At 31.6% G+C, this 13,231-nt stretch carries 13 protein-coding genes and 3 tRNA genes; 3 read left to right on the top strand and 13 right to left on the bottom strand.

Going from position 1 to position 13,231, the window contains the following annotated elements:
* Positions 1-122 precede the first annotated feature (122 nt).
* Entirely contained in the window at positions 123-1,034 is a 912-nt protein-coding gene (locus FC70_RS00895) for a helix-turn-helix domain-containing protein (RefSeq protein ID WP_057889162.1), read from the bottom strand.
* Positions 1,035-1,205: 171 nt separating this feature from the next.
* On the opposite strand from FC70_RS00895, the gene FC70_RS00890 reads away from it, so the two are divergent.
* Both FC70_RS00890 and FC70_RS00885 read left to right on the top strand, forming a co-directional pair.
* Entirely contained in the window at positions 1,206-1,787 is a 582-nt protein-coding gene (locus tag FC70_RS00890; RefSeq protein WP_057889161.1) for a YdeI/OmpD-associated family protein, read from the top strand.
* A gap of 53 nt (positions 1,788-1,840) precedes the next feature.
* Positions 1,841-2,437: an AMP-binding protein gene (locus tag FC70_RS00885; protein WP_057889160.1), complete on the top strand. Its 597-nt coding sequence runs from the start codon at positions 1,841-1,843 to the stop codon at positions 2,435-2,437.
* Here FC70_RS00885 and FC70_RS00880 read toward each other — a convergent pair.
* The 6 genes from FC70_RS00880 to FC70_RS00855 all read right to left on the bottom strand — a co-directional run bounded on the left by FC70_RS00880 (position 2,430) and on the right by FC70_RS00855 (position 5,920).
* Positions 2,430-2,954, bottom strand: a complete 525-nt coding sequence (locus FC70_RS00880; RefSeq protein WP_057889159.1) for a hypothetical protein — start codon at positions 2,952-2,954, stop codon at positions 2,430-2,432. The genes FC70_RS00885 and FC70_RS00880 overlap by 8 nt on opposite strands.
* Before the next feature lie 104 nt (positions 2,955-3,058).
* Positions 3,059-3,400 (bottom strand): hypothetical protein, encoded by a 342-nt coding sequence (locus FC70_RS00875; protein WP_145980473.1) that lies wholly within the window; start codon positions 3,398-3,400, stop codon positions 3,059-3,061.
* Between the two features lie 11 nt (positions 3,401-3,411).
* Positions 3,412-4,128 carry a hypothetical protein gene (locus FC70_RS00870; RefSeq protein WP_057889157.1) on the bottom strand — a complete coding sequence of 239 codons (717 nt, stop codon included), beginning with the start codon at positions 4,126-4,128 and terminating at the stop codon, positions 3,412-3,414.
* Between the two features lie 199 nt (positions 4,129-4,327).
* Entirely contained in the window at positions 4,328-4,801 is a 474-nt protein-coding gene (locus FC70_RS00865; protein ID WP_057889156.1) for a hypothetical protein, read from the bottom strand.
* 15 nt (positions 4,802-4,816) lie between these two features.
* Positions 4,817-5,629 (bottom strand): hypothetical protein, encoded by an 813-nt coding sequence (locus FC70_RS00860; RefSeq protein ID WP_057889155.1) that lies wholly within the window; start codon positions 5,627-5,629, stop codon positions 4,817-4,819.
* 18 nt (positions 5,630-5,647) lie between these two features.
* On the bottom strand, positions 5,648-5,920 hold the full coding sequence (locus FC70_RS00855; protein ID WP_057889154.1) for a MerR family transcriptional regulator: 273 nt from the start codon (positions 5,918-5,920) through the stop codon (positions 5,648-5,650).
* 296 nt (positions 5,921-6,216) lie between these two features.
* Here FC70_RS00855 and FC70_RS00850 point away from each other — a divergent pair, with 296 nt between their 5' ends.
* Positions 6,217-7,356 (top strand): tyrosine-type recombinase/integrase, encoded by a 1,140-nt coding sequence (locus FC70_RS00850; RefSeq protein ID WP_057889153.1) that lies wholly within the window; start codon positions 6,217-6,219, stop codon positions 7,354-7,356.
* A gap of 133 nt (positions 7,357-7,489) precedes the next feature.
* On the opposite strand, the gene FC70_RS00845 is transcribed toward FC70_RS00850, so the two are convergent.
* From FC70_RS00845 to FC70_RS00820, 6 genes are all read right to left on the bottom strand, one after another.
* A tRNA-Gln gene (locus FC70_RS00845) sits at positions 7,490-7,561 on the bottom strand.
* Between the two features lie 9 nt (positions 7,562-7,570).
* Positions 7,571-7,652, bottom strand: a tRNA-Tyr gene (locus tag FC70_RS00840).
* 210 nt (positions 7,653-7,862) lie between these two features.
* Positions 7,863-8,684: a metallophosphoesterase gene (locus FC70_RS00835; protein ID WP_112278699.1), complete on the bottom strand. Its 822-nt coding sequence runs from the start codon at positions 8,682-8,684 to the stop codon at positions 7,863-7,865.
* A gap of 63 nt (positions 8,685-8,747) precedes the next feature.
* Positions 8,748-10,211 (bottom strand): peptide MFS transporter, encoded by a 1,464-nt coding sequence (locus tag FC70_RS00830; RefSeq protein ID WP_420835979.1) that lies wholly within the window; start codon positions 10,209-10,211, stop codon positions 8,748-8,750.
* A 439-nt stretch (positions 10,212-10,650) separates the two neighbouring features.
* Positions 10,651-12,147, bottom strand: a complete 1,497-nt coding sequence (locus FC70_RS00825; RefSeq protein WP_057889151.1) for a peptide MFS transporter — start codon at positions 12,145-12,147, stop codon at positions 10,651-10,653.
* Positions 12,148-13,047: 900 nt separating this feature from the next.
* A tRNA-Thr gene (locus tag FC70_RS00820) sits at positions 13,048-13,120 on the bottom strand.
* Positions 13,121-13,231 lie beyond the last annotated feature (111 nt).

Raw genomic sequence — 13,231 nt, 5'->3', positions numbered from 1 at the left:
CAAGAACACTAAACTATATTCACAACAAGAAACCATGAGTAAGAAGTAAACTATTGGTGTGGATTACCTCATAGATCAGATATAATAGTTAATCACAAAATTTTTAATAGTCGCTTTGAATATTAGTAATCATTATTAGAAGCTTTTTGAGGTAATATTTCAATTAGCTTAAAGTTTTTTTCGTGTATAAAATTATCAATTTGTACTAATAGTTTTTCATTACGATTATATTCTGCAAAGGCTCTTGCAGTTGTTAATGTATGTGAAATCTCCTTGTAGTCAATACTAGAGTCCTTACTGTGGTTCACAGATAAAACAAAGTAAAGCTTATCAGCAAAAATTGTTGAATAGTACCCTTTACTGGGACTAACACCTAAAGCAATCAACTCGTTACTTATCTTATATTCACCAATATTAGAGTAGAAAACACTCATGTCCGAAATAGCCTTGGCAAACCAAAAATATTGGGTATCGTTTTGAATGTATACTTTTTTGATTGCACCTAAAACAAGCTCGAAATAATGTTTTGACTTATCGATTTGCTGCTTTTGATAATATATTTGTCCAATACCAATATAAGATAATAGTCCAAAAATTGATTTCTTGTCGTTATTTAAAATTTCAAGAACAAAATTAAATTTAAATAGTGCATCCTCACTATTTTTATGCATTAATAACGAAATGTAACCGCTTAGGTAGTAAAAATGAGCACGCTCATATTGACTTGTAAGGTGCTCTATTTCAAACTCCTCTATCAGATTATTTAAACCTTTAAAATCATTATCTATAAAACAGCTATCAAGTTCCAAGAACAAGTTGCTAGTAGGTGCACCAGAGGTTGAAAATTCAGAAAAGACTTGGTCAAGTGTTAATTCAAGACGCTGACATAATTTGATTAAGACGTCAATTGACGGAGGTATATTTTGTCTTTCCATTCGACTAACTGTTGCTTGTGTACAGATACCGGATGCTAATTGTAACTGGTTAAGACGTTGTTGCTGTCGCTTATCGCGAAGTTTAACTCCAAGAAACATTTAAATTCACTCCAAAATATGTTAAATATAAATATATGCTGTAATTCTATCATAATTCTGTAAACCCTTCAATGACAAAGTAATTATGTAGACGAAATTTAAAAATAATATTTACAACATCAATATTATTAATTATAATAATCCATAATATTAGTATTGGAGCTGAGCTAAATGGAAATAGATTTCATTTTACAATTAACAACACGGAAGCAACTTAGAAAGTGGCTTCAAGAAAACTCTAAAACAAAAAATCAGTGTTGGGTTTTGACGACAAGGGCAACAGAATCTGGGACAATCAATAAAACAATGGATTATTTAGATGCAGTCGAGGAAGCCATGTGTTTTGGGTGGATAGATAGTACCATAAAAAAAGTTTCAGAAACTCAGTTAGCTCAGAGAATGTCGCCAAGGCGCCAAAAGAGTCAATGGTCAGAATTGAACAAGGAGCGCGTACGACGACTAGAAAAGCTTGGTTTAATGACGGATCAAGGTCGAAAATGCTGTCCAGACTTATCATATGACTCGTTTACTATTGACGAAGAAATCATGAATGCCATTCAAAACGATGAAATTGTATACCAAAATTTTAAAAAATTCCCAGAACTTTATAAAAGAGTCCGTATTGATACTATCCAAATTAAAAAGAAGCAACCCCTACTATTTCAAAAACGTTTGGATAAATTTATTGAAAATACAAGAGAAAATAAAATGTATGGTGGTTGGAATGATAATGGTCGTTTAATCAAATATTAAACACATAATATGTTTTATATAAATATTTACGTGAATAAAATATGGAGGGAACTATGGAGAATGTATTAACCAGAATCAAAAATCATGATTCATCATTAATTGCAATTCAAGTATTACATGATGGCAAACTATTACAAAAAAGCTACGGTGAACTACTTAATGACATTAAAAATTTTGGGGGGGTTCTTAAAGAAAATAAATTTAATCATAAACAAATTGGAATTATCGGAAAAAATTCATACCAATGGATAGTTGCATATTTTGCCATTATTACAAGTGGCAACATTGCGGTGCCGCTTGATGAAACAAGTATTGAAAATGACTTTCAAACTGTTACTAATAACATAGACTTTTTGTGTATTGATTCAGACTTTGTAACACAAAGTATAAAAAAATCAGGAATATTATATTCATTACTAAATTATGAAACCTTTCCAGAGACTAAATCGTTAATTGATCCGGTTACTGATAATGACTCTCTTTCAACTCTGCTGTTCACTTCAGGAACCACAGGAAAACGTAAAGGTGTTATTGTCACTAACAACATGCGAACCATTTCAGTTGATAACACAGTTGCAATGGCACAACTAAATAAAGACGTTAACTACCATATATATAAAATAATTAATTTAGTAACTAATATTATTTGAATTTATAAGATGCATCAAACACTGCAGTCCCATCAAGTTTAGATTCATTTAATTCGGCTCCATAAAACCCATGATATAAGCTATCTACCTCATCTACAAAACTATGAATATGATCAGATAAGACAATTTGTAAATTAAACATCATCTCAGCACGTTCAGAGTCTACTGGACTTTCATAAAAAGATATTTGTGGACTATTTCCCATATCAATAACGGATTTAGACATAATTAATAGTTCGTTCAGTTCAGCAATATAATCAAAAAAAGAGCTTTCTTTCTCTTCTCCTTCTTGATATTCGACATCTGCAACCATCGTGGCATCCCATGCCAATATTTCTAAATGATTAGATACTAACGTTTGTAGTCCAAACATTAGATCAGATTGATCAGAGTTAAAAGTTTCAGGATTCCCCTTTAATCTAAAAATCATATCAACAATATTAATTGAGATTACAGCTAATTCGTCTATTTCCCGTTTACTTTCCTCTAAGTGCTTTACAATTATATTTTCTTCCATAACGATCCTCCCAAATTTGTCCTAACATAATTATTAGGAATATTACAGAGTACCACAACTCAAATAGTAATAGCCATTATTTTATATTCTAATTATCAAGTAATTCAAATATCTTCTTCACCATTCAAACAAATTTGCTCAATTAGGTTACTAACACTTCTATTAGTTCTAACTTCCATCTGTGCCATTTCAATTAAATTTTTATTTACAGCATTATGTCCAGCAACAAGTTGAGATAATACTTCCAATATTCTTTTCATATCCATTTTTGAAGCACTATCAATCGCATCATAACTTTTATTTTCAAAGTATCGTACCAGTATGCAATTAATCAAAAAAGTAACGGACTCATTTTTTTCTAAAGATAATAAATCTAAATCGTTTTTAGTTTCATTACTCACTCGAAGATGAATTTGATTATTCAGTTTACTCATTTTTTTATCCAATCTATTATTATTTAATTTTTTTGTTCGTCTGCATAAATTCTAATTGTTCTTTCAATTAATTTGATAACTCTAAACATTTTCATTAGTTCCCGATATTGTATTTTCCAACTAGCATCATTTTTTGTTTGAAATCTTTTAATTCCAAATTTATCAACTAAGTTCATTACTTCTTTACTTGAATAAGTGTCTAATCCAAAAAAATATTGGACTTGATAATTTGTTATTAAATATTTAGATTTTTTATTTGAAACTCCATTAACAAGATTACCTTTAATTTTTTCGCTCCAAACAATTGACTCAACCATCCAAAATAGTTTTTCATTCACAAGATTACTGTGTAAGTCTATTTCATCTTTTTTTAAGTCAGTTCTAAATGTTCCATTACTCGAACAAACTTTTGAAAAACTTATTAGATCTTGTAAAGTAATTTTATAAAAATGACCACCGTTATTTTCTTCTTTAAAAAATTTTTCAATAAATTTTTTAACTTTAATCCAATTCGATCCTAATTCTTTACTCCATAAAATTCTCCCAAACTCATAATCATATCCGTTAAAGTCACTTTCTAGTCGTTCAATAACTTTATCAACCTTCTTGCCAATCGAAATATAAACTAAATCATTAAATTCCAAAGCATAAACAAATCGTGCATTATTTATTTTTGGAAGCTGTTCTTGAAATAAGATAGCTTCATTAATATTTTTAGGTTCATAAAAATGTAAATCCATTTTAATTCCTCCAATTTTTAAAAGACGTCTTTTATACCTCGGGAAAAGAGCATAAGGGAAACTATGACCAATTTCATTGTTCAGCCGACAGTATCGGCGTTTCCAGAGATATATAAATTTTCTCGGTTAACACCTAAATAACACGTGATTAACACTAATGTAATACACCCTAAAACTACGCTTGTGTTACACATTATTTTTAATTACCTCGTTTAGATTGTGCTAATAAAATATTACGGTTTCGATCATCATCAATAATTTGTTTTATGAAATTATCAACATCACGTTCCCAACTATCTTTTTCGATTGAACTTAATTCTTTATAAAATTCAGGGATCGCCTTAGTCGTTTCTTTTGCATGAACTAAATTGAGAAGGTAATTTTTTTGAACCACTTTCAAAATTTCATTTAATTTTGATTGCATTTTTGTATTTGTATTTTTACCTTCGATAAAATTATTTACTTGGCTCCTGAGTATTCTATATTTAGTTTTTTTGCCATATAGTGGTTCCATAAAGAATGAAAAGTATTCATCTAAAATAAACCCAATAATCGAATTAACAGACATGTTGCCATTGTTAATATCCCTACCATTATTTTCAATTATCTTCTGAAATAATTGAATCTGTGCCTCTGTATGTTCTGAAAGTCTAATTGATCTTGTTTTACTCATAATAGTTATTTCTCCTTATATTTGTTTAACACTTATTATTTCTTGATTCATCCATTTTTCTAAATATTTTTTTACAACTGGTATGGTTAGTTTATGGTTTTGATGAGCATTATCTATTGCTAGACTAATAATTTTATCTGCTTCGGTTTCACCAACTCTATCTGTCCATACATGCATTAATAATTTTAGCTCTGCTTCATCGTTCTTACTCAGTTCACTCAAGCGACGCCAAGTAGTAATCGGTAATCTATTTTTATTTTTAGAATTAATATCAGTATTCACAGACTCACCGTTTTTTAGTGTTTCCCTGCTACCTTTAACTAACCTACCCAAATCTTTACTACCATCACCTATCCTCCCCTCAACTAAGCTACCTTCAACTTCATTAAACTGATCTTTACTATCCTGAGGAACCAATTTGGAAACATAAGATATTCGTCTAGGATTAGTATCCGGCAATATTTCATATTCGTTCATGTTTATATCTTTTAACTGGGAATACTTTCCGTTAACATCTACAACAATTTGATTTCTTAAATTTTCATAACTAGATTCTTTATATCGATCATTTTTCAATTGATTATTTATTAACCAATCCGAAATTAAATATATTCGATCGAATTTTATTAAAAATGATAACTCCACTAATCGCAATAAATCAGATTCCTCCCCACCAATTATTTTAGTAGTCGTTTTTGCATTACCTACAAATCCATCATCATCTGCTAACACAGAAAGATGCATGTACAGTGCCTGTTGTAATAGCGTTAACTCGTAAAACAAATCTGATTCCACGATATCCTTACACAACATTCTTCTATTTGCCATTTTAAATCTCCATTCTTATTATTTTTCATGATCAATTAAAAACTGATCTAATGTTTTACGACTAATTCTTTGTACTCCTGCAACATTGGAAACTTTAAGTCCATTACCATTGATAAACTTAGCTATTGTATTAAAACTAATTCCAGCGTAGACTGCTGCATCCTTTTTAGTCATCCATTCAGATGAACGTTCTCTACGTAAAATTGATTCAAACGCTTCTGATGCTGTTTTATACATAAGTACTTTGATCTGTTCTTCAAATTCGTTTGGAACCTCTAAATTCATTTTCATTGTTTTGCTCTCCTTTCTTTTGAATAATGCTAATTTAATTTATTTGTGATTTACCGCAACTTTCGCCAAAGTTTTTTTATCCCGAGCAGAGACAAAAAAAGTTGTCCCGAATCGGGACAACTTTTTAAGATCATTTAGTTTTATATGATTTGAATAATATTATTTTTTAATGTAAAATTTCGAAATGAAGCGAGGTGAAATTTCATATAGTGGCGATTGTTGCAAATCTATATCTATTTTTGATAATAACTCCATATTAACTGACATGTCCCGTCAGAGTTAGATGGAGGAAAATCATGAAAATAGAAAGTTATAAATATAAGAATGGCAACAAATACTACAAAGTTCAAGCATATTTAGGTACTGATCCATTAACTAATCGTCGTTTAAGAACTACAAGACGTGGGTTTAAAACTGCTAAAGAAGCTAGGCAAGCAGGTAATAAGCTTGAATTAGCCGGTAAAACAGCAATTAAGAACACTAAAACATTTAATACCGTTTATGAAGAGTGGTTCTTGCTCTATAAGACAACCGTTCGTGAGAGTACGTATGTTAAAAATCATGAAGTTTTTGAACTACATGTTTTACCATTATTAGGTAAATTAAAAATAACTAATATTACCCCCGAAATTTGTCAAAGCCTAATTAATAAATGGTTTGAATCCGGATTAACTCGATATAAACGATTTAAAAATGAGTTATCTCGTGTTTTTAAATATGCTGTTCAGCTTAAAATAATTCAAGATAATCCAATTGACCGTATAATTATCCCCAGAAATACTAACATAAAGAAAAAAACTGCTAGAGATAATTACTATACTTTAGAACAATTAAAAGAATTTTTTGATTGTGTACGTGAAATGTATAATCCAAAAATGTTTATTTTTTTCTTCTTAGTTGCAAATACTGGTATGCGTAAGGGTGAAGCTTTAGCTTTAAAATGGACAGATATAAATTTCAAGAATAAAACACTATCTGTTAATAAAACACTCACTCAAGGCATTAATAATCGTCTATATACTAATCGTCCTAAAACTGATTCAAGCGATCGTCAAATTCCAATTGGTGATCATCTAATTGAAGAACTAAAAAAATGGAAAAAAATTCAATTAGAAGAATTATTGATTTTTGGTAAAAATGCTATCAATATTGATCAATTAGTATTTAGCAATGCCGAAAACACTTTTCTTCAACCTTCAAAACCATTAACTTGGATTTATTCAGTTGTTAAGAAATATAATTTAAAACATATCAATGTACACGGTTTAAGACATACTTTTACAGGAATAGCTCAACAGGGCGGATTAAGCGCAAAAGAAACGGGAACTATTTTAGGACACTCTAGCATTGTAACTACTGAGGACATATATCACACACTTAGTCCTGATGAAGTTAAAAATGCTGGTGCTCGATTTGAAAAATTTGCAAGCCTATAAATTTAAAATTAGTGACTACCATGCTGACTACCACTTATGTGAAATTATATGAACTTTTATGAAATTGATAAAAATAAAAAAGCTGTCATATCAACGTTTATAACGTTGTATGACAGCTAATCATTGTGAAATATTGGGCTAGCTGGGATCGAACCAGCGCATAACGGGATCAAAACCCGTTGCCTTACCGCTTGGCTATAGCCCAAAAATAAAGTGGAGGGGAGAGGATTCGAACCTCCGAACCCGAAGGAGCGGATTTACAGTCCGCCGCGTTTAGCCAACTTCGCTACCCCTCCATATGTTCATAACCAACTATTATATAATACCGAAAATCAGCATACATTACAAGCCTTTTTCACAAAAAGTTGCTTTTTTTGTAACTCGTAACTCCTGCTATTCCTGCTTTTACAAGAATAATCGGTATACATTTTTCAATAATTCGTAAATAAGCAACTATTACATCATACAAAAATTATTCCTTGATTTCAAGCCTTTTTGTAAAATTACTAATTTTTCTCAATCACTTGTAATCTTGCGACCCATTGATCAAAAAATGAATCCGTAATCCATTCATTAATATGCTTATTTTTGTAACCAACTGATTGATTATAATACGTAGTTTTTTGATATTTAATCGGACTTGGGTGAATATGCATATGGCCAAATAACACCGTGTTAGCTTCATATTGCTCTAATAAGTCACCTAATCGATAACTTCCCATCATTGCGTTTGCCATCTGCCACATCCGAATATCTGGTCTTTGAATTAGGTATTCTTGTTTTGGTGAAAAATGAGTCATGTAAATAACTTGCTGGTTATTACTACGAGCTAATTCTAACTGTTCTTTGGTCTGTAATAATACGATTTGCATTCTTTCCATGTCATTCATTGGCTGCTCAATCGCGCGATCAACCCAATAAGCCCGTTTCCATAACTCAACCTCATCAATTGATACTCCATCGTCACGATAAGAATAGTCATACCAGCCGTTATTGCCAATAATTACCCAGTTAGTGCCAGCAACTTCTATTTTTTTGTTATGTACATAAACATCATCCTGCAATGTTTCTAATTCATCAAAGGATACTCCATGTAACATATCATGATTACCAGCAATGAACAGTACTTTAGTCGTCATTCCTAATGTATCTTGTAAATCATGCACATACTTCATTGATTTTTGAAAATCATTGAATAGGTCACCTGCAATTAAATAATAATCTGCATGCATCTCAACTAAGTATTGAGCTTGCAATTTCATCATTTCATCAATATCAATGCGATTAATATCAAAATGATTATCACTCGTCATCACAATTTTACTCATCACATATTCTCCTTATCCAAATAAAAAAAGCTGACTAATTAGTCAGCTTTCATTATATATAAATTAATCAATTCCTGCCATTAATTTGTGAATTCGTTTAACGAAGAACAACAAGATAATTCCTAACAAGATACTTGCTCCACCAACGGATAAGAAGTATTGAACTTCTGTGCCTGGTGTATAAAATTTAACAATTTGTGCGTTAATTGCTTGTCCAGCTGAGTTAGAAAGGAACCACATACTCATCATTTGAGCAGTAAACGCCTTTGGTGCTAGCTTAGTAGTCACTGACAAACCAATTGGTGAAATCAACATTTCAGCGATTTCAACAATAAACCATGATCCAACTAACCAAAGTGGACTAACTTTACCATCGGTTCCATAAAGGAGACCTGGTAACGCAATGAATACATATGATAGACCAGCAATGATTAATCCACCAGTAAACTTACCTGGAGCACTAGGTTGGTTCTTCCAACGGCTCCAAATAATTACAAAGACTGGTGTTAGCAACATAATGAATAATGGATTCATTAATTGGAAGTTAGCAGCTTGGAAATGCCATGCACCTAAATGAAGGACCGTTCGATTAGCAGCGAATAAGGCCAAAATAGTTGAACCAGATTCTTCAATTGCCCAAAACATTACAGCAGCAAGGAATAGTGGAATATAAGCCCAGACCCGTGATTTTTCAACTTTGTTTACCTTACGACTATTTAACATAGTGATAAAGTAAATGACTGGGATAGCAATTGCAATAATTGTAATTAACCAAATAACACTATCAATATTTAAGTTACCCATTGCGGCCAACAATCCTAAGACAGCAGCCAAAGCAACTACGGCAATAACTGACCAAGTAATAATTGGTTTCATGTTTTCACGTTCAATAGGATCTTTAGGATATAAACTTTCAGAAGGAAGATATTTCTTACCATCAAAGTAGTATTGGATAAGTCCGAAGAACATCCCAATTGCAGCTAGTGCAAACCCAGCGTGATAGTTAATGTGATTACCAAATAGATTAAGTCCAAAGCCATCAGATGCCCATGGAACTAGAATTGGTGCAACTGCAGCACCAAAGTTGATTCCAAAAACGAATAAACTAAATCCTGCATCACGACGACGATCGGTCTCTGAATATAAACCTCCAACCATTTCTGAAACGTTAGGTTTTAATAATCCAGTACCTGCAACGATTAATCCAATTGATGCAAATAATGCAGGTGAACCGGCTGGAATTGACAGTGCGATATGACCTAACATGATCAATACACCACCAATAAATACCGTTCGACGACTACCCCAAATTCGATCACTTAACCAGCCACCAATTACACCTGACATGTAAACTAATGAACCGTAAATCGACATGATTGAAGCTGCAGTGGTTTGATCAAGTCCAAGACCACCATCTTTAATCGCTTGAATCATGTAAAAAATTAAAATAGCTCTCATTCCGTAGTAACTAAAACGTTCCCATGTTTCTGTGAAGAACAATGTTGATAATCCTCTGGGTTGACCCATAAAGGAGCTATCTAGTTTTGCTTTTTTGTCCAATATAATTCCTCCATCTCACTAAACTATATAATCGTATTATTAAAATTCAATTAATGAATTATTAAATTATAATCTTAAAAGTCCTCTTGGTCAATGTTTCTTTTCTAATTTAATTCATAATTTTGAAATAGTTTCTTCTTAGTTACGTGCACAACGCAACTATATAAAATTTTAATCACAAATAGATTTATTAAATAACGTTAATTAACTCTTACTTCTTTTAAACGTCTTGGAAACAAAATACAATTTTGGTTGTCCTAATTCGTTTTGTAAAACATATTTCATTACTATTCTATACGAAGAAACTCAAAATGATTATCACTTGGCATTCAAATTTTGCTCATTTAGTATTTCCATTATCCAAATAAAAAAGCTGACAAATTAGTCAGCTTTAACTTTATATATATTAGTCAACTCCTGCCATTAATTTATGAATAGGCTTAGTAAATAATAACAAAATTAGTCCTAACAAGATACTTGCTCCACCAACAGCTAGGAAGTATTGAACTTCTGTTCCCGGTGTATAGAATTTAACAATTTGTGCGTTAACTGCTTGTCCAACAGAATCAGATAACATCCACATACTAATCATTTGAGCAGTAAACGCCTTTGGCGCTAACTTAGTAGTCACAGACAACCCAATTGGCGAGATCAACATTTCAGCGATTTCGACGATAAACCATGATCCAACCAACCAAAGCGGACTAACTTTACCATCAGTTCCATAAAGAAGACCTGGCAAAGCAATAAATACGTATGATAAACCAGCAATCATTAATCCACCAGAAAACTTACCTGGGGCACTTGGCTGGTTCTTCCAACGACTCCAAATGACAATAAACAAAGGAGTTAGTAGCATAATGAATAATGGATTCAATATTTGAAAGTTAGCGGGTTGAAAATGCCATCCTCCTAAATGAAGCACTGTTCGATTAGCAGCGAACAAGGCTAAAATAGTTGAACCTGACTCTTCAATTGCCCAAAACATTGCAGAAGCAATAAATAGCGGAATATAAGCCCAAACACGCGATTTTTCAACTTTATTTACCTTACGACTATTTAGCATAGTGGTAAAGTAAACCACTGGAATTGCGATTGCAACAATCGTAATTAACCAAATAACACTTTCAATATTTAAATTACCCGTGATGGCTAACAATCCGAAAACTGCTGCTATCGCAATGACTACAATAAGTGACCAAGTAATAATTGGACGCAAATTTTCACGTTCAATTGGATCTTTAGGATAAAGACCATTAGAAGGCAGATATTTTTTACCATCAAAGTAATATTGCAGCAAACCGAAGAACATCCCAATTGCAGCAAGAGCAAATCCAGCGTGATAATCAATATGACTTCCAAATAGTTTAATTCCAAATCCATCAGATGCCCATGGAACTACAATTGGTGCTACAGCAGCCCCAAAGTTGGCTCCAAACACGAATAAACTAAATCCGGCATCACGCCGACGATCAGTTTCTGAATACAAACCACCAATAATTGCTGAAATATTAGGCTTTAATAATCCAGTTCCGATAACGATTAATCCAATTGATGAAAATAAAGCAGGTGTCCCCCCTGGAATCGAAAGCGCAATATGACCTAGCATGATCAATACCCCACCAATGAAAACAGTCCGACGACTACCCCAAATTCGATCACTTAACCAACCACCAATTACACCAGTCATATAAACTAGTGAACCGTAGATTGACATAATCGAAGCAGCAGTCGTTTGATCAAATCCCAGGCCACCATATTGGACAGCTTGAATCATATAATAAATTAAGATTGCTCTCATTCCATAATAACTAAAACGTTCCCAAGTTTCAGTTAAGAACAGTGTTGCTAATCCTCTAGGTTGTCCCATAAAGGAGGTATCCAGTTTTGCTTGTTTATCCAAAATAATTCCTCCATCTCTCTAAGCCATGCAACCGATTGATTAAAATTCGATTAATAAATTATTAAAATTCAATTAACGAATTGTCAAATTATAATCTTAATAATTTATCTGGTCAATATTTATTTTTTAATATCATTCATATTTTTTCAATTTATTTATCTTGATTAGTTGTAAAACGTAACTATATCAGAACTTTTAATCAAAATAATTTCTTATTTTTACTAAGATTAATTTTAAATCGTTTAGATTAAATTATTATCATTTTTAAAAACCATATTCTGGATCAAAATATTTTCAATATAATCAAAATCTGAATAAGTCGATAATGACACCCAATGTAGGCTATGAAGCAACAATCCATTATCAACTTAATATATTAAACATAATAACGATAACAATTACAAAATAACTTCTTGACTGCACCACTAACTGATTTTTCATAAATAAGTTATACAATATTGACACAATTACAACTAACATTTAGTCAATCATTAACTTTTTTACAGACGTCGTTTTAAACCTTCATTTGGTTAAACATGTATGGTCAGTCAAAAAAATATACTAATTTTTTATCTAATCATCATCCATCAAAATAGGCTACACTATATATAATTATTTTTTAGAATTGCTTTAATTGAAAATAGTAAAAGTACTTTATATCGAAAATTAAATTATAGATTTATCCCAATTATCAAAATAATTTCGATGATAAAGTTATATTGTTTTTATTATATATAGGTATGGTTAGACCTATATATTAAAATTAAAATATTTTTGATAATAACATAAATCATTATTAGATGACTAAAACATGCAGACACACTTTTATTGGATTATATTATGTAAATTAAACGTACAAAAAAAGACTATTAAATTTTAATTTAATAGTCTTTTATCATATGCCGACTGCAGGATTTGAACCTGTGACCCTCGGTTTACGATACCGATGCTCTACCAACTGAGCTAAGTCGGCATATATTACCTAAAGATAATATATACAAAAAAATTTCCTTTGCAGGAAATTTATGAATGCATGGCGACGTCCTACCCTCGCAGGGAGCGATCCCCCAACTACTATCGGCGC

Source organism: Paucilactobacillus oligofermentans DSM 15707 = LMG 22743, from assembly GCF_001434315.1.
GTDB lineage: Bacteria > Bacillota > Bacilli > Lactobacillales > Lactobacillaceae > Paucilactobacillus > Paucilactobacillus oligofermentans.
Note: the sequence above shows the minus strand (reverse complement) of the source record. Positions and strands in the feature narration are given on the sequence as shown.